This is a genomic window from Paenibacillus sp. FSL R7-0333 (assembly GCF_038000365.1).
Lineage (GTDB): Bacteria > Bacillota > Bacilli > Paenibacillales > Paenibacillaceae > Paenibacillus_AQ > Paenibacillus_AQ silagei.
Genome location: NZ_JBBOBZ010000001.1, coordinates 2,754,731 through 2,771,792 on the forward strand (window position 1 = coordinate 2,754,731; position 17,062 = coordinate 2,771,792).

Sequence of the window (17,062 nt, forward strand, 5' to 3'; positions counted from 1 at the left end):
ACAGCATACAATGGGCTTGCGCTACCCGCGCGGTCCCACTGGGGTTCAGCTTTTTTCACAGCACAGTATCGCGGTAATCCTCTTCACTGGCAGGCTTCCGGCGGATCAGCAGACGGTATTCGGTCGGCTGCATGTCCATGGCTTCGCGGAAGGCGCGGGTGAAGCTTTTGTAGCTCTCGTAGCCGACCATGGCGGCAATCTCAATGATCTTGTGATCGGTCTCGGCCAGCAGACGCCGCGCTTTGCCCAGACGCACATCACGCAGGTATTCGGCGAAGCCCTTGCCGATATTCTTCTTGAACTGGTTGGAGAAGTAGGCGTAATTCAGCGAGACATGATTGGACACCATCGCGAGATCCAGCGGCTTGTGGTAATTCTCGTGGATGAAGCGGATGGCCTCATTCAGATCCTGCGAGCTGCGGTAGCTGCACTTGTATTCATAGTAGAACTGGTCGAGCCGCAGGAGCTGCTGCTGTAAGGCCTGGATATATTCGCGGATGCCGGGATAGTCGAACAGATTGCGCAGACACTCCAGATCCAGCGCTTCTTCACCCAGATAAGGACGGATGACACGCTCATAATCCTCCATCATCCGGACAACGGCGCGGCATAGCTGCTGGGTGTAACGGATGTGATAGCGCTGAAGCACCTCCTTATGGAAGAGGCTGGAGATCCCTTGGGTGATTCTGCCGCTGTTACTTGTGCCGGTTAACTGGAAGAGGGCATACAGCTCCTCATAAGGAAGCTCCCAGTGCTGCTCCAGCCGCGCGATGTGCTGAGGCAGCAGGCAGCGCGTATCCGGGAAAAGAAAGCTGTGGCGGTACAGATCAAGCACCTGTGTATAACTGCCCGGCAGAGTGCTTAATCCTTGGTGCGGATCAGTCATGGCCGTGACGGCCCCGATCTGCTCTTCGCTGAGCGCAGCAGGCAAGGCTCCCGGATCTATGGCTGCATCCACGGCCAGGACCAGGTGGGGGCGGTGCTGGAGACAGATGCAGCCCTGTCTGCCATACACACGGTAGGCCAGGGCTTCGATGCTGTGACTGCTGCTGGCCCCCGGCTGGTTAATCCAGCGCTCCTCGCGCAGGTGGCAGAGGCGGTAGCTGCGCCACAGCCCCGGGTTCTGCTGCTCAGTCGCGGCAATCCACGCTTCATCGCCCGCCGCACCTTGCATATACATCCGCAGCTCCTTGCGGTCCGTCTCCCGGGCACGCTGCGAGAGCCGCTCGATATTGCTGGTGAGCAATCTGTGCGTCTCGATCTCCTGCCAGACATGCTCCACCGAGACCTGCAGGTCCTCACGCTTCACAGGCTTGAGCAGGTACCCTTTGGCCCCGAGCTCAATGGCCTTCTGGGCATAGGCGAAATCGCTGTATCCGCTAATGATCAGATAATCCACCTTCAGGCCTTCCTGCCGGCTTTGCGCCATAAGCGCAAGGCCGTCCATATCCGGCATGCGGATATCGGTAATGACGAGCTGGATGCTGTGCGCCCGGAGCAGCTCCAGGGCTTCAAGCCCGTTAGCAGCGCTGTAGATATGGCCGGGCTGCTGCGGGAACTGGCGGAGCATCGCCTGCAGTCCGTCGCGGATATGCTTTTGATCATCCACCACCAGAATATTGATCATGCCTACCAACCTCCAAGATTCTCATTTTCCCAGGGCAGCCTCAGGGTTACACAGGTATATTCCCCTTGAACGCTGCTGATCCACAGGCCGCAATCCGTGCCGTAATGAAGCTGCAGGCGCTTATGTACATTGTCCAGCCCCAGCCCGCTGCTGCTGCTGATAATCGGGGTGTCAGAGTCCCCCCGCAGCACAGACTGCAGGCTGTCCAGCATCCGGGGAGCAACTCCGGCGCCGTCATCGCGGATCTCGATCAGCAGCAGACTGTCATTCTCTACCCGTACCGAAATGGTGATCTGAATACTGCCGCCGGAAGGGGCCGCATGGTGTACGGCGTTCTCGACAATGGGCTGCATGCACATCTTGGGGATGCGGTAGCGCTGGACCTCCGGGGGGAGATCGGCCGACAGCTCCGTGCTCCCGCCTTCCATGAAGTTGATGAACCGGATATAGCTACGGATATTGGCCAGCTCCTCGCTGAGCGCGACCGTATCGCTGTGCCATTGCATGCTGTAACGCAGCAGGGACCCCAGCGAGACGAGAGCGCCTGCGATGGCAGGCTGCCGTTCCACCTCTGCGCGCATTCTGATAGATTCCAGCGCATTGTACAGAAAGTGGGAGTTGATCTGCGAATGGAGAGAGTGGAGCTGCGCATTCTTGGCGATAAGCTGCTTATCTACTACCTGTGTCATCAGCTGCTGGATTTCGTCCAGCATACTATTGTAGCTGACGGCGACATAGTCAATTTCGTCACCGGTTTCGTTCGCGCCAAGCCCGGTATCAATCTTGGCATCCAGCTGGCCCCTGCGCACCTTGCGCATCGACCCCAGCACCTTCTCCAGCCGGCGGAAGATGCGCCGGGTCATCCTCGATACCAGCAGCAGCATCAGCAGCAGGACGGAGGAGGTGATCGCGATGACCAGCAGGTATCCGTCACGCGGACCTTTTGTCAGCTCATGGCGGGAAGCGATGTCTACCACATAGGCGTTGAGGGGAGCGATGTAACGGTACAGCGCATAGTAGGACTGATCCCCGGACTGGACGGTAACGGGACTTTTCTGCTCCAGTACGTCCAATTGTGCATGAACCCGGCTAAGGATATCGTCCAGCTTCGCTCCGGCTTTCTGCGGCAGCTCATGCCCCGAAAGATACACATTGCGGGAAGCATCCGCGCCGTCCATGATTACCGTGAAGAAGTCGCGCCCGCTGTCCTCCAGCAGGTCATTGAACAGCACGTTGTGCTTCGCGCGGACCTCCATAATGGTGGGCAGCTTCTGCTGCTGGCCCTGAAGCCTCACCAGCCTGTAATAAGACAGCGTATCTGCGCCATCCTTGAAGGCAGACAGTCGGAACGCCGCGCCACCCTCATCCCGCAGCGTCATCCAATAGTCCTGGGGCCAGAACTTGGAGTAATGATAGACTTCCGGCCAGATCTCATAGACCTCAGGGTTATCCACATAGAAGCTGAGACTGCTGATCATCTCATGACTCTGAATGATGTTATGCATCTGTTCGTACTGGTTCTGCTTGAACTTCACAAGCCTAAGGCCGTCTGCGCGCATATTGGAGTGGATGAAATCCACGAATCCTTTCTGGGTCAGGGCGGTCGCGGAAGCGTTCTCAAGAAGTTCGAGCCGGCTGCGCAGCCGTTCGTTCAGCCGGTCCACATGATTGCTGCCTTCGGCCATGGCCTGCTTGAAAAGCTGGCTCTCCTGGTTGCGGATGAACAGGAAGGAAACCACAACAGCGGGAACGGCAATCATCAGGCTGAAGGCCAGGAACAGCTTCTGCGAGATCGGGGCATTACGGTATAGTCTTCGTATCGTTGTCAGCAGCTTCTTCACCGGTAACACCTCCCGTTCTGTAATCTAGCATATCGCAGAAATCTGCTCCTTCCAAGCAGGAATACCGGCCGCCTCATGGGCAGCCGGTACTGAATAAGCGGGCGGAACTATTCGGCCGCCATCTTGGCCTTGCGGGCATCCAGCTCGGTCTGCCGGTATTCCATCACCTGCGCGAACCCGTAGCCGTCGCGGCGGGAGCGGAAGCTCTCGAACACCTTGTCAAAAGCCGCCTCATCCTTGGCCGTAATCAGCTCCGGCAGCACCTCTTCCCAGTTCTGGGAGATCCGCGACCAGGCTACGGCAACATCGGAATCGCCGAGCGGGTCCAGGCCTTTGTAGATCCCGCTGTCAATATCGGCCTGCGCATTCGCGAAGTCCTCCATCTGCTTGATGACCGGGGCTTTCTCCGGTCTCCACTGGTTGACGATGACCGGGTTACGCATCATCCAGTAGGTGTCCAGAATGCCGTATCCTTTCTCCAGCTTCTCAATATTGCTGCCCAGCATGTCGGCGAACTCGGCCTTCAGCTGCGGCTTGCCGTCCACGGAATCCCAGGTTTCGCCTTCCTTGCCGAGGAACAGGTCGCGCTGGCCCTCCTCGCTGGCGAGGTAGGTCAGGAAGCGGATCGCCCGCTCCGGGTTCTCGGTGGATTTGCTGATCATGGTCACCATCCAGCCGTCCATGTTGCCGGGGAACAGCTTGGCGCTCTCGCCCTTGTTATTCTGCGGCCCGTCAACCGCGATGTAGTAGGAGTCCGGGTTGGCCCCCGCCGCGAGCATCGGATTGACCGCTGACATGCCGGTCCATTCGCGGATCATCATGAAGTAGCGGGCGTTGTTCGTTTTCTCCTCTACCTGGGTATCGGAATCCACCAGGAAATCGACGTTAATCAGTCCGCGCTCGTATGCGGTGCGGAAGGTTTTGAGCCAGGCGATGTAATCAGGGTCGGTAATACGGTCATATACTTTGCCATCCTTCTCATGTGGAACCGCCAGCAGATTCTGGAGATATTCCGTCATCCCGTAAGGCACATTGCCCTGGGCGAAAAAGGGGCTGATCGGCTGGCCCTTATACTCGGGGTACTTATCCTTCAGCAGCTGCAGCGCACTGAGGAAGCCTTCCGGGGTACTGAGGTCCGGCCTGCCCATCTCCTCGTACAGATCCTTGCGGACCAGGAAGGTCTGGTTGGCCGCCGTCATGCCGGTCTCGTGCATCAGGTTAGGGCTGTAGGAATCATTCGGCACTCCGTAGGTGTTGCCGTTCTCCTGCCGGTACCACTTCAGTGTGCCGTCACCGGCGACCTTGAAGAAGTAGGGATCATACTTGTCGGCCAGTTCATTGAGCGCATAGACATGATCGCCTTCCCACAGCTTTTTGACAGCGGTCTCCCAGGAGCCCATGCTGATCAGGTCAGGCAGCTTGCCGGAGGTCATCATCAGCGTAACCTGCTCATTCGCTTCCCCGGAAGGGACCTCCAGCTTGACGTTCACGCCCGTCTTCTCGGTGACATATTTGGAGGCGAGGCTCTCACCCCAGGTGTGGGCATACCAGTTCGCGCCGACGAACCAGGTGAGCTCCACCGGACTGGTATCGAGCTTCCAGGCGGGCTCCTCCGCATTCAGCTTGGTCTCGGTCTGCAGTTCCGCTGACGCTTCGGCCTGAGGCGCAGCCGTCGGCGTATTCTCCTTAGTGGCGGAATTGCTGCTGCAGGCGGCCATGGTCAGGGTGAAGATTACGGCCAGAATGACAGCCAGGATGGGGCGTACAGATTTGCTTTTCACAGCATAATCATCCTTTCGGGTTAGGTGTGGATAAGTCCGATATCGTTATCCTTTAATCGCGCCAATCATCACACCCTTGACCAGATAACGCTGAATGAAGGGGTAGAAGATCAGGATCGGCAGCGTAGCCACCATCATGGAGGCGAATTTGATCGAGTTGCCGGGCAGCCGGGCACCGAATTGGGCCATCGCCTGCTGCTGCATGAAGGACATGGAGTTCTCGGCGATGATTTTGTACAGCATGGTCTGTAGCGGCAGCAGCTCCTGCGAATGGATGTAGATCACACCCTGATAATAATCATTCCAGTGATAGACGGCGGAGAACAGCGCAATGGTAGCAATGACCGCCATGCTGTTAGGCAGTACAATCCGGAACAGCACGCCGTAATCCGAAGCGCCGTCTACCTTGGCCGACTCCTCCAGGCTGTCAGGAATGGTACGGAAGAAGCTCATGAAGATGACCATATTAAAGAAAGTATACATGGACGGGATGATGAACACCCAGAAGCTATCATACAGGCCGAGCTTGGTCATGAGAATAAAAGAGGGGATCAGCCCGCCTGAGAAGAGCATGGTGATCAGAGAGATTTTGAGATAGAGCTTGCGGCCGATGAGATTCGTCTTGCTGATTCCGTAAGCGATGATTGCGGTGAAGAGCACATGCACCACTGTTCCGATAACCGTCCGCATTGTAGTGATGTAGAACCCGTTCATCAAGGTCTTATCGTTAAAAGCCACACTGTAGCTGGCCAGCGACAGCTCGGAGGGGAACCAGTTAACGGTGCCTAGTGAAGCCTGCTCCGGCGAATTCAGCGAGTTGACGAGCACGAACCACATCGGGTACAGCGTCAGGAAGCAGACGGCCAGCATCAAGAGCGTATTGCCGATCTCGAAAGCACCAATCCGCCGGAATCTTCCGCTTCTTGCCATGAATCGGTTGTCTCCTTTCCAAGTGAATGTATGTTCAAAAAATACTGTCCCCCGTAAGCTTCTTGGAGCTCTGATTGGCTAACAGCAGCAGTCCCAGCGCTACAATAGAGCGGGCGAACAGGACGGCGGTGGAGAAGGAATGGCGCCCGGAGACCAGCCCCATGTTATAGATGTAGAGGTCCAGACTCTCCGCCATCTTCATGTTCATGTTGTTCTTCAGCATGAAGATCTGCTCAAAGTTGCTGCCGAGTATTCCGCTGACGGCGAGAATGAACAGAATCGCAATCGTGGGGCGGATGCTTTGCACCGTGATATGCCACATCCGCTGCCAGCGGTTCGCACCGTCCAGCTCCGCAGCTTCATACAGCCCCGGATCAATGCCCGCTATGGCCGCTATGTAGATGATGGCGCTCCAGCCGGTCTCCTTGAGCGTATCGGTGAAGAAGGTGATCCACCAGAAGTACTGCGGCTCACTGTTAAACAGGATATCCCGGTCCTGAAGCCCCAGCGCCATCATCAGCTGGTTAATGACACCGCCTTCGCCCAGCCAGTTGAGGGCGATGCCGCCGAAGATCGTCCAAGCGATGAAATGCGGCAGGTAGGAGATCGTCTGCACCGTGCGCTTGAACCGCAGGCTGCGGATTTCATTCAGCAGCAGGGCGAATAGAATAGGGATGGGAAAACCGAGAACGAGCTTGATGCTGCTCATCCCGAGGGTGTTGCGGATCGAGCGCCAGAACCGGTCATCTGTCAGGAAATCGCGGAAATGCTTCAGTCCGACAAACGGAGATTCCAGCATAGGCTTCGCGATACTGAAATCCATAAAGGCTATGATCAGCCAGAGCATGGGGATGTAACAAAAGATAAACATCCAGAGAATGCCCGGGATCACCATGCTTTGCAGCTGCCACTGCCTAAGAAGCGCTTTCATTTGTCCCGTTCGGGTGTGGAACATGTACTGTACCCCCTTCCTTCTTCATCGTATGAAAAAGGCTGGCGGAAAAATAGGCCATGATTATTGGCCCTATCCCAATTTTTTGGATTCCTCCCGCTGGGGGCGGAAATTCAGTATGCTGTGATTACATGAAGGGAGTGTGCCAAACGATGAACAGACTGGTATGGGAGCAGGATTTCCAGGGGGGGACTGCTGATTTGAAGCTATGGAACATCCGCATGGGAAATGATCTGCTGGACAATGACGGAAATGCAATCTTCCCGGGCTGGGGGAATGGAGAGCAGCAATTCTATACGGGGCGGCCGGAGAATCTCTCGATTGGCGCAGAGGGGCTGCAGCTCTGTGCGCGCCGCGAGGTGACCCGGCAGGAGGGCCGCAGCTTCGCTAACACCTCGGCACGAATTGATACGAGGGATCATTTCGCTTACTGCTACGGCAGGCTGGTCGTACGCGCCAGGCTGCCGGTAGGCCAGGGCATCTGGCCGGCCATCTGGCTGCTTCCGCAGGATCAGGCTTACGGTCCCTGGCCCGCTTCCGGTGAGATCGATATCCTGGAGGCGAAGGGCCGCCTGCCCCGGCACATAGCAGGAACGCTGCATTATGGGCCGGATCTTGAGCGGAAGGTCGTGGAAGAATACACCCATGAGCTGGAGCGCGGGACGATTAACGAATTCCGGGAGTACACGCTGGAATGGGAGGAAGGCTCCATGAGGTGGCTGGTGGACGGGCACTGCTATGCCGAGCGGCGGCTTGAGCCGGGGATGCCGTTCGACCAGCCCTTTTATCTGCTGCTTAATCTTGCCGTTGGCGGATGGTATGACCCTGTCGCAGTAGATGAAGCTGCGCTGCCTGCGGTAATGACGGTGTCGGGCATCCGGCTGTATCAGAGCTAAGGACAATCCCTCAGATCCCGGCAAAAATATCATTCAAGCGGTCCCAGTTGGCCGCGATCCAATGATTCTCCTGACGGAAGCGGACGAGCGGCGGGAATTCATCCAGCTGAGGCACAGCAATCCATTCGGCTTCCTTCCACCAGGTTAATTTCACTGACCGGATGAGTGTACTTGCAGGCAAGGGAGTATATTCACGGTAGCCCGTCACGAAGGCCCGTACCCGGTGCAGCCCGATTCCGTCCTCAGATAACGCGCAGGAGAGGATCGGCCGGGCTATATCGAACTCCGGGTAGACGAAATGCAGCCGGTCGAAGTCAAGGATCGCCGCCACCTGATCTGCGCTGAACAGTATATTATCCACGAACAGGTCCCGGTGCCCCCAGCCCCGTTCGCAGTCCGCGAAGATGCCGGTGTCCATCCGGTCGATGATCCTCCGCTGAAGCTCAAGCGCCGATAGAGTATCCTCGCTCTGCCGGGCGGTGGCCTGATGATAGCGTGTCTCCCAGTTCCTTAACATAGACGCCTGGCTGCGGACCTCCCAGTACAGCGGCAACGAAGCAGGCTGTGCGTTAAGCACCTTGTGCATCCGGCCGACTACCCTGCCTAGGGCATACATCTGCTGCTGGGTTGCCGAGCCTGGTGCAATGCTGTCACCGTCACACAGGTTCATCAGCACATAACGTTCCTGTGAAGGCGTTCTCAATACATAATTTCCCGCGTGCGAAAATAACTTCGGAACAGGAAGGCCTTCCAGGTGAAGATGATCCTGATGGCTTAAGGAGACCTCCAGTCCGCGGGTGAGGGGTTCAGGGTAACGGATCTTGCTGTACTGCTTCACGAACAGACGGCCGTGATCACTGTCCAGCCTCCACTTCAGATTCAGAAATCCCTGATCAATCCGCACAGCTTCAGTGACATGCACCCCGAAAATTTCTGTCATGGAGTCCAGGATTTCATCCCGGATTCTTGCGGCGGTGTCTGACATACAATATCTCCTCACCGGGGTAATATAGGGCTGGGTTAGCGAAGTGTTCACACTAGTGTAATCTCTGTAATGCTGCTATATGACTTTATTTTCACCGCCGGGAATCAATTTCTCCTAAGACCGAGCAGAATTCAAAGCTGGGCAAGTCGGCTGTAAGGCTGAAAGAGATAGGGTTACAGGAATGAAAAAAAAGAGCGCAATAGACCTCGCTTCCTTGGTGGAGACGTCAGCCTGCCAGCGGCAACCGGATAAAGCTCTTCACGCGGGGAGAGGGATGGACTGCCGGGCTTCTGTATCGTTTCCAGCGTTGCGGATAATTCCTTAATCATTACTCTCATATCCTCAAGCTCTGCACGCTGCTGGAGCAGCTGTACCGAAACGATCTCGCTCGCTTTTTGATCCAGTGCATGTTCAATATACTCGATCCGGGACCATATTTTATTCATAGGGTCACCGTCTGTATATAGGCTTGGATTATCACGCAGCGGGCCCCTTGGCAGCTTGTCGTTCGTGAGATCCGGATCTATGCCTTCCAGCGCTTCCCCCTGATTAATACGGTCTTTAATATGATTGAGCTGGCTGATTTGCTGCTCCGAGAAGGTATAATGTCCAAGACGGTCCTTTGGAAAGAAATCGGGGAACATGGCCGCCCAGCGTTTGATCGTAGTCTGGCTAACGGACAGCAGCTCCGCAGCTTCCTTTGTTTTCAGAATTTCCATTTCAATCCCTCCAGTGTAGTAGTCTTCTATGAGTAATTCGTTATTCTTCGGCAGCCCCCTGCACAGGCGACAAAGGAAGTGCTGATTCGCCAAGCAAAGTGGTATTACGACTATTCTTGCTCTCTAGAGAGCAGTGAAATACTTACATTACTGAGGTAGAATCTATAACAAAGAAAAAGCTTTCCATAACCCCTTCCGGGTAATTATGGAAAGCTTTCTTCAGCTAGTTACAGACATTGTGCTGAGCTGCCTTAAGGGAGAAGGCAGTTTATAGCAGGGAGAGCTTGAACTTGAAGGTATACGGACGGTTGGCAGGCAGCGTGAACTGCTCATGGGTTGGCGCACCCCAGCTGTCATCGCCGCCCACGCCCATTTGCTTGTAATTGACACGCAGCACGGTCTTGTCAGAGGCTGGCAGCTTGTAGCCATGGTCGCTGGCTTCAAGCTCAGCCGGAGACCAAGGAAGTGCATTGACTTCAAGCGGCAGCGCGCCGTCCACAGATAATCCGTGTCCTTCGCGTCCTGCGGTGACGGAAGCATACCGGACATCGGTCTTGTTGCCGCACTCCTGAGGGCGGAGATAATTCGTGAACTGCTCACTGACCTTGCCTGTGTAGAGTCCCAGCGGAGCTCCGGACTTACGGTCCCAATAGTTCTCATGCGGCCCGCGGCCATACCAGGAGATCGTGTCCAGGCTGCTGTCCAGCTCGAAGACCATTCCGAATTCCGGGATCTCCGGCAGGGCGCTGCTGCCCGGGTTAAGCTCCTGTACAATCTCGACCGAACCATCCGTACGAATCTCGTAATGAACACGCAGGGTGGACTGCGGCTGCGTACCCAGTAGATAGTCGGCGGTCACGAAGCCTAGGTTGCCTTCTACACGGCAGCTGAACCGGGCCAGCTGACGCTCGTAGGACGCTTCCTTCCAGATCGCACAGCGCTCAGGATGCTTGTTGCCCAGATCATTGTCTGTTACAGCTCTCCAGAAGTTAGGTCTGGCCGGTGCGACGAGAACCTCCTTCCCGGAGGACTTCAGCGAGACAAGCGCGCCGGTTGCTGTCTCGAAGGCAAGCGCGAATCCGCTGCCCTCGAAGTTCACGAAGCCATCCTGTTCCTTCACTTGCAGGGTGCCGCCCGAAAGTTCCGGGTTACGGGACGGGATATACGGGGTTAACACGAACTGTTCCCAGGCAATTTCATGCGCGGCCTCAGACCAGGCGGTTGCGCCCTCCTGAACGAACGACACTGTAAGCACAGCTTCCTTGTCCGATTCAAGCAGCTTTGAATCCAGCGGAACCGTGAAGCCGGCTGCTTCGCCAGGCGCTGCCGAGAGCGGTAATTGTCCTTCCTGGGCCGCCTCGCCGTTCAGAGCCAGCGTCCATCTCAGCTGATAGTCCGCCAGATCCGTGAACAGGAAGTTGTTGCGGGCCTCGAAGCTTCCGCTCTTCAGATCCAGTGCGGTGATGGTGATATTCTGATAGCACTTCTTCACCTCGTAGAGCTTAGGCGTCACGCTGCGGTCCGCGAACAGCAGCCCATTGCCGCTGAAGTTGCCGTCATGCGGCTTTTCCCCGAAATCCCCGCCGTAAGCCAGATAAGACACCCCTTCAGGAGTGGTTGTACGGATCGCCTGATCCACCCAGTCCCAGATGAATCCGCCCTGAATGCTGTCATATTTGTCGAACAGCTCCGTGTACAGATGCAGGCCGCCGCAGGAGTTGCCCATGGCATGGCTATATTCGCATAGAATATAAGGCTTCTTCGGATTGCTGAGTGCGTACTCCACGACTTCATCCGGCTTGATGTACATCGTTGATTCAATATCGCTGGCCGCGTCCGAAGGTCTGTAATGATAAGTGCCTTCATAATGCACCGGACGGGTCGGGTCAGCTTGCTTCAAGTGGTCATACATGGCCAGGAAGTTATCGCCGCCGAAGGATTCGTTGCCAAGCGACCAGATAATGACGGACGTGTGGTTCTTGTCGCGCTGCATCATGGAGTTACAGCGGTCAATGACGTTCGCGCGCCATTCCGGGCGGCTGCCGGGAACGTTCCCCTCATGCAGCTCCTTCTGCCCGTATTGCCAGGAGCCATGTGTCTCCAGGTTCGTCTCGTCAATTACATAGAGACCGTATTCGTCGCACAGCTCGTACCATACCGATTGGTTCGGATAGTGGGAAGTACGCACGGCATTGATATTATGCAGCTTCATCAGCTTGATGTCGGTGATCATATCTTCCTTGGAGAGCGCACGGCCGGTATCGCAGGAGAATTCATGGCGGTTCGTGCCCTTGAATACGATCCGTTTGCCGTTGATCTTCATCAGGCCGTCCCGGATCTCGAAGGTCCGGAAGCCCGTCTTGCAGCTGAGCGCTTCCAGCAGCTGTCCCTGATCGTCCTTCACCGAAATCAGCAGGGTGTAGAGGTTAGGCTTCTCCGCGCTCCATTTCAGCGGGTTCTTCACGGCTGCGGACAGCTTAAGCAGCTGAGTTCCTTCTTGTTCAAAAGCAAATCCGGCGGACACCGGCGCTGCCCATACCGGCTGCTGCTTGCTGTCGTAGAGCTGTACTTCAACGGTGTGTGCCCCGATGACCCGGTTATAATAGTTCTCCAGTGTCAGGTCGACCTGCAGCTCCGCATCGGTGAAGCTCTTGTCCAGCTCGGTGCGGACGAAGAAGTCGGCTACCCGTACTGGAGGCGCAGTGTAGAGATAGACATCGCGGAAAATTCCGCTCAGACGCCAGAAGTCCTGATCTTCCAGCCAGCTTGCATCACACCAGCGGTAGACTTCAACGGCCAGCTTGTTCTCGCCGGGAAGCAGGTAGGCGGTGATATCGAATTCTGACGGTGTGAAGGTATCCTCAGAGTATCCGGCAAGTTCGCCGTTCACCCATACATAGAAGGCGGATTCCACACCCTGGAAGCTGAGGAATACCGGCTGTCCGTCCCAATCCTGCGGAACGCTGAAAGAACGGATATAGGAGCCTACCGGATTGTATACCGTCGGAGCGAAGGGGGGCTTCAGATCCGGCTCGGATACCTCCCAAGGATAGCGTACATTGGTGTATTGGGGATAATCATATCCCTGGAACTGCCAGTGGGAAGGGACGGCGATATCTGCCCAGCCGGCAGCGTCGTATCCGGCCTTATAGAAGTCCTTGATCCGTGCATCCGGTGTCTCGGCAAATGCGAATTTCCATGTTCCGTTGAGCGTCTGGTAACGGGATGAGGACGCTTTATCCCCTTGCAGAGCGTCGGCTGCTGCCGGGAAGGACATCATGGAGGCGTGGGCATCTATACGGTTCAATTGAAAAATCTCAGGATTATTGTTCCATTCGGGATATCCGTTGGCAGGCTGCTGATATGAGAGTTTGTTGCGCAAGTTAACATCTCCTTATATTGTTATATTCATATTATAGAATGGGAAATGTTCTGGGTATATATAATGATTTTGTTTAGATATAATAGAATATGAAACTAAGTGATGCCAGATTGCATCTGGAGGGAGGCTGCTATGGACAGTACGATGATCTTTTGCGAAATGGAAGATATGCTTCTGCTGCCCCTGTATCCCATGACCATCGGGTATTGGGAGCATCAGGGGGAGATGTCCCGGCCTGCGGGCTTCCCGGATTATCAGCTGCACCAGGTCCTTGGCGGCAAGGGTGAAGTGAATATCAAGGGGAAATCCTATATTGCCGAGGCGGGTGATATCTTCTGTCTCTACCCGGATGTGCCCCACTCTTATACGCCGCTTACCCGCGAATGGGAGCTGGCCTGGATCTCCTTCAACGGAAGAGAAGCAGCCCAGATGCTGCTCTACGCCGGAATACGGGAGTCCGGGGTGGGACGCCTCAGAGCAGAATCCATTCTTGCTCCGCTTGAGGAGATGCTTACGCTCTCCTGCGGCAATGAGCTTCAGGACAACATGGAGCGTTCCAAGCTGCTGTATGCCCTGCTGCTGGATCTGAAGCGCAGCCTGCTTCCGGCCTCGAATGAGGACAATGAGCTTGCGCGGATGAAGCCGGTCCTGCAATATATTGAGCTTCACCTGCACCGCCCGCTGCTGCTGAAGGAGCTGGCCGAAGTGGCGTCAGTCTCGCCGCAGTATCTGTGCCGGCTGTTCCAGCGGACCGTCCGTGAACGGCCGGTGGCCTATATTAACAAGCAGCGGGTCAACCGGAGCAAGCAGCTGATGTTCAGCAGCCGGGGGCAGCGGATCTATGAAATCGCCCATCGGGCAGGCTTCGAGAATGTCAGCTATTTCTGCGCTGTCTTCAAACGGATTACCGGCATGCAGCCGGAAGAGTGGAGAGGTCTGCACGGCTTGGACTAGAGGAGCGGCTTCTAAGATAGCTCACGCAAGCTCCAGCTTAAACACAACCGGCAAGGCGCTTGTGACCGTAGTGGTGCGGATCGTTAAGGCCTCAGTATCCCGTTCCCAGGAGGGCTGCTCGCTGAACCCGAGGACCGTAATATCCCGCAGGATTCCCTCGAAGCAGGGGGATTTCTCCCGGAGCGACTGGATGCGCACGATACCATCTTCCGGGTACACCAGGACGGTTGCATACAGGCAGCTACCCTTCACGGTGAAGCGGATGTCTTCCGGTGTGAACGTTTTGGCCTGTCCATCAGTAAATTGTCCTTCTTCAATACGTGTCGGCCCTTCACCAAATATGCGCCAGAAGGAGGTACCATAGATCGCTTCTCCGTTTGTTCCCAGCCAGCTGCCGATGGCCGTCAGAATTGCCTGATCCTCCTCTGCGAAGCTGCCATCGGCCTTGGGCCCCACGTTCAGGAGCAGATTGCCGTTCTTGCTGACGATATCGACCAGGTCGCGGATGATTTCTGCGGCGGATTTGTAATCGTTATTCTCCGTATAACACCAGGAATTACGCGCTGCCGCCGTATCTGTCTGCCAGAAGAAGGGCTTCAGCTCGGCGAATTGCCCGCGCTCGACATCGGGGACCGCACTGCCGAACATGAAGGCATCATGCTTATAATTAATAGCTGCCGGCATTCCGCGCTCTGCCGCGCGATTGTAGTAGTAGGCCGCGAACTTTTGCAGATAGGGCCGGAAGGCCGCATTCTCAATCCACCAGTCGAAGTAAAAAATTTTGGGCTGGTACTGATCGACCAGCTCGCAGCAGCGGATCAGCCAGTCCTCCAGATACTCCCCGGACGGGGGAGAGCCATAGGGATCATGATGATCCGGTTCCGGCATAGCCGGCCAGTAGAAGTCGCCGCGGACAAGCGGCTCGCGGATATCGGAGTCGAACGCCTTGCCGTGGGACATGAAGAACCAGTGCTCCGCACGGTGGGAGGAGACGCCCAGCTCCAGCCCCTGCTCTGCGAAGGCCGCCTTCAGCTCGCCGAGAATATCCCGCCCGGGACCCATGTCATAAGTGTTATAATGAGAGACAGCGCTTTTATACATCTGGAAGCCGTCATGGTGTTCCGCCACGGGAATGACATATCTGGCGCCGGAGGCCTTGAATAGTGCAGCCCACCTGCCCGGATCGAACTGCTTCGCTGTGAACAGGGGAATGAAGTCCTTGTACCCGAACTCCTTGTGGTTCCCGTAGACTGCCAGATGATGCTCATATTCCTTCGTGCCCTGAATGTACATATTGCGTGAATACCATTCATTGCTGAAGGCCGGAACCGAATACAGCCCCCAGTGAATGAAGATCCCGAATTTGGCCTGGCGGTACCACTGCGGCACCTCATAAGTGCTTAGCGACTCCCAATTCGCCTTGTAAGGGCCGTTCTTAATCGTCTCGTCAATAACCTGCAGATAATCAGTTGTGTTCATCATGCGCCAGTCATCTCCCTTTGTATGAGGTAATGCCTTCATTGTACCGGGCGGCAGGACAGGTAAGAATGTACGGCACTTACTTTTTTATGTACAAAAATAACCTTTAAGGCGGTCTGTCCCATGGACTCCCATACTCTGCTTACCAGCTACCTGGCCAATCTCAAGGTTGACCTGATCGTAGCAGACTATAACGAATGCTCTACGGATTGGAGGGATCTGGACTATACTCCGGATTACAGCAAGTTTTATTACATAATCGGGGGGGAAGGCTGGCTGAAGATCGGGGATAAGGAGTATTATCCGAAGCCGGGTGAGCTGATTCTAATGCCGGAGGGTGTGAGGCAATCCTATGCCTGCATCAGCGAACGTCCCTTTCTCAAATACTGGTGTCATTTCAGTGCCAAGGTCGGGGAGATGAACCTGTTCCGTGTGCTTGAGCTGAGTCATGTCTGTATTCCTGAGAATCCCGCTGCGGTTGAGGCGGCGTTCAAGGGGATCACCGATAGTGCCAGATCTGACGCGGTCTACGCCCCGCTGCTGGCGAGAAGCAAGCTGCTTGAGCTGATGTCTTATTACATGATGAATCTCAAGCTGGATGAGCTGTCTTATAAGAATCTCGGGGCGGCCCGGAAGCTGACGGCTGTCCTGGATTATATCGCGGAGAATATCGAGCAGAATATGACCATTCATGATCTTGCCGAGATTGCATACATGCACCCGAACTACTTCATGCGCCTGTTCAAGCAGCAGATCGGCGTGCCCCCCATCCAGTACATTACCCGGCAAAAGATTGAAAAGGCCAAAGAGCTGCTGACCACCACCTCCGGTTCGGTCAGTGCGATTGCCGACCAGCTCGGCTTCGGCGATCTGTTCTATTTCTCCAAACAGTTCAAGAAGCATGCCGGGCTTACGCCCACCGAATTCAGGAAACACAAGAGCGGAGGGATGATATAGTGATTCTGGAACAGAGCAGAGGTTATCAGATCCGGTTAATGGATGAGCAGGCGGCCAGGGAGATTGTTAATTGGAGATACGAGACGCCATATGCCCTGTACAATATGCTGGATGCGGCTGATGACGCAGAGGATATCGAGGAACTGCTGGACGGCTCTTATTTCAGTGTAGCTGCGGCGGACGGAGCGTTGATCGGGTTCTTCTGTTACGGACAGAACGCGCAGGTGGGGGAAGGGATAGAGAGCGGACTCTACCTGGATGGAACTTCCCTCGATATCGGCTTGGGGCTAAGACCGGATCTGACCGGGCAGGGCCGTGGACTGGCCTTCCTGCAAGCGGGGATGAAGTTTGCAGAGCAGACGTATGACGCGAAGAGATTCAGATTGTCGGTGGCTGCCTTCAACCTGAGGGCAGTTAGCGTGTATAAGAAGGCAGGCTTCGTGCTCCTGCATAGCTTCGTACATCAGCACGGGGACGGCGAAATGGAGTTCCTGCTGATGGAGACCCGGGACATTGCTGCCCGCCTATAGCGCGAGTGGAGAATTAAGGGTGAAGTCTG

The 17,062-nt window shown here is 55.7% G+C and carries 13 protein-coding genes; 4 read left to right on the forward strand and 9 right to left on the reverse strand.

Annotated elements, in window-relative coordinates; all coding sequences use genetic code 11:
- Positions 1 to 55: 55 nt before the first annotated feature.
- From MKY86_RS11160 to MKY86_RS11180, 5 genes are all read right to left on the reverse strand, one after another.
- The gene (locus tag MKY86_RS11160) at positions 56 to 1,627 is read right to left on the reverse strand and encodes a response regulator (protein ID WP_076073924.1); all 1,572 of its coding nucleotides are present in this window, start codon (positions 1,625 to 1,627) and stop codon (positions 56 to 58) included.
- A gap of 2 nt (positions 1,628 to 1,629) precedes the next feature.
- The gene (locus MKY86_RS11165; RefSeq protein ID WP_076073926.1) at positions 1,630 to 3,468 is read right to left on the reverse strand and encodes a sensor histidine kinase; all 1,839 of its coding nucleotides are present in this window, start codon (positions 3,466 to 3,468) and stop codon (positions 1,630 to 1,632) included.
- 107 nt (positions 3,469 to 3,575) lie between these two features.
- Positions 3,576 to 5,249, reverse strand: coding sequence for an extracellular solute-binding protein (locus tag MKY86_RS11170; protein WP_083684316.1), 1,674 nt, complete (start codon positions 5,247 to 5,249; stop codon positions 3,576 to 3,578).
- Between the two features lie 45 nt (positions 5,250 to 5,294).
- On the reverse strand, positions 5,295 to 6,179 hold the full coding sequence (locus tag MKY86_RS11175; RefSeq protein ID WP_076073929.1) for a carbohydrate ABC transporter permease: 885 nt from the start codon (positions 6,177 to 6,179) through the stop codon (positions 5,295 to 5,297).
- Positions 6,180 to 6,213: 34 nt separating this feature from the next.
- A complete protein-coding gene (locus MKY86_RS11180) occupies positions 6,214 to 7,134 on the reverse strand; it encodes an ABC transporter permease (RefSeq protein ID WP_036729794.1) in 921 nt (306 codons plus the stop codon).
- A 149-nt stretch (positions 7,135 to 7,283) separates the two neighbouring features.
- Between MKY86_RS11180 and MKY86_RS11185 the strand changes: the two genes are divergently transcribed.
- On the forward strand, positions 7,284 to 8,027 hold the full coding sequence (locus MKY86_RS11185) for a glycoside hydrolase family 16 protein (protein ID WP_076073931.1): 744 nt from the start codon (positions 7,284 to 7,286) through the stop codon (positions 8,025 to 8,027).
- Positions 8,028 to 8,037: 10 nt separating this feature from the next.
- Here MKY86_RS11185 and MKY86_RS11190 read toward each other — a convergent pair whose 3' ends face one another.
- From MKY86_RS11190 to MKY86_RS11200, 3 genes are all read right to left on the reverse strand, one after another.
- Positions 8,038 to 9,012: a phosphotransferase gene (locus tag MKY86_RS11190; protein WP_076073934.1), complete on the reverse strand. Its 975-nt coding sequence runs from the start codon at positions 9,010 to 9,012 to the stop codon at positions 8,038 to 8,040.
- A gap of 173 nt (positions 9,013 to 9,185) precedes the next feature.
- Positions 9,186 to 9,731 (reverse strand): MerR family transcriptional regulator, encoded by a 546-nt coding sequence (locus tag MKY86_RS11195; RefSeq protein WP_076073936.1) that lies wholly within the window; start codon positions 9,729 to 9,731, stop codon positions 9,186 to 9,188.
- Positions 9,732 to 9,999: 268 nt separating this feature from the next.
- Entirely contained in the window at positions 10,000 to 13,113 is a 3,114-nt protein-coding gene (locus MKY86_RS11200; protein ID WP_076073957.1) for a glycoside hydrolase family 2 TIM barrel-domain containing protein, read from the reverse strand.
- A 132-nt stretch (positions 13,114 to 13,245) separates the two neighbouring features.
- Here MKY86_RS11200 and MKY86_RS11205 point away from each other — a divergent pair, with 132 nt between their 5' ends.
- Positions 13,246 to 14,067, forward strand: coding sequence for an AraC family transcriptional regulator (locus MKY86_RS11205; RefSeq protein WP_076073960.1), 822 nt, complete (start codon positions 13,246 to 13,248; stop codon positions 14,065 to 14,067).
- A gap of 21 nt (positions 14,068 to 14,088) precedes the next feature.
- Here MKY86_RS11205 and MKY86_RS11210 read toward each other — a convergent pair whose 3' ends face one another.
- Positions 14,089 to 15,549: an alpha-L-fucosidase gene (locus MKY86_RS11210; protein WP_340826887.1), complete on the reverse strand. Its 1,461-nt coding sequence runs from the start codon at positions 15,547 to 15,549 to the stop codon at positions 14,089 to 14,091.
- Positions 15,550 to 15,669: 120 nt separating this feature from the next.
- On the opposite strand from MKY86_RS11210, the gene MKY86_RS11215 reads away from it, so the two are divergent.
- The gene (locus MKY86_RS11215; protein WP_076073962.1) at positions 15,670 to 16,503 is read left to right on the forward strand and encodes an AraC family transcriptional regulator; all 834 of its coding nucleotides are present in this window, start codon (positions 15,670 to 15,672) and stop codon (positions 16,501 to 16,503) included.
- Positions 16,503 to 17,033 carry a GNAT family N-acetyltransferase gene (locus MKY86_RS11220; protein ID WP_340826889.1) on the forward strand — a complete coding sequence of 177 codons (531 nt, stop codon included), beginning with the start codon at positions 16,503 to 16,505 and terminating at the stop codon, positions 17,031 to 17,033. Before MKY86_RS11215 ends, MKY86_RS11220 begins: the two co-directional genes overlap by 1 nt.
- Positions 17,034 to 17,062: the final 29 nt, after the last annotated feature.

Excerpts from the sequence above, each read along its gene's own strand:
- MKY86_RS11160 (WP_076073924.1), bottom strand. The coding sequence starts at position 1,627 with ATGATCAATATTCTGGTGGTGGATGATCAAAAGCATATCCGCGACGGA.
- MKY86_RS11175 (WP_076073929.1), bottom strand. The coding sequence starts at position 6,179 with ATGGCAAGAAGCGGAAGATTCCGGCGGATTGGTGCTTTCGAGATCGGC.
- MKY86_RS11180 (WP_036729794.1), bottom strand. The coding sequence starts at position 7,134 with ATGTTCCACACCCGAACGGGACAAATGAAAGCGCTTCTTAGGCAGTGG.
- MKY86_RS11185 (WP_076073931.1), top strand. The coding sequence starts at position 7,284 with ATGAACAGACTGGTATGGGAGCAGGATTTCCAGGGGGGGACTGCTGAT.
- MKY86_RS11190 (WP_076073934.1), bottom strand. The coding sequence starts at position 9,012 with ATGTCAGACACCGCCGCAAGAATCCGGGATGAAATCCTGGACTCCATG.
- MKY86_RS11195 (WP_076073936.1), bottom strand. The coding sequence starts at position 9,731 with ATGGAAATTCTGAAAACAAAGGAAGCTGCGGAGCTGCTGTCCGTTAGC.
- MKY86_RS11205 (WP_076073960.1), top strand. The coding sequence starts at position 13,246 with ATGGACAGTACGATGATCTTTTGCGAAATGGAAGATATGCTTCTGCTG.
- MKY86_RS11210 (WP_340826887.1), bottom strand. The coding sequence starts at position 15,549 with ATGATGAACACAACTGATTATCTGCAGGTTATTGACGAGACGATTAAG.
- MKY86_RS11215 (WP_076073962.1), top strand. The coding sequence starts at position 15,670 with ATGGACTCCCATACTCTGCTTACCAGCTACCTGGCCAATCTCAAGGTT.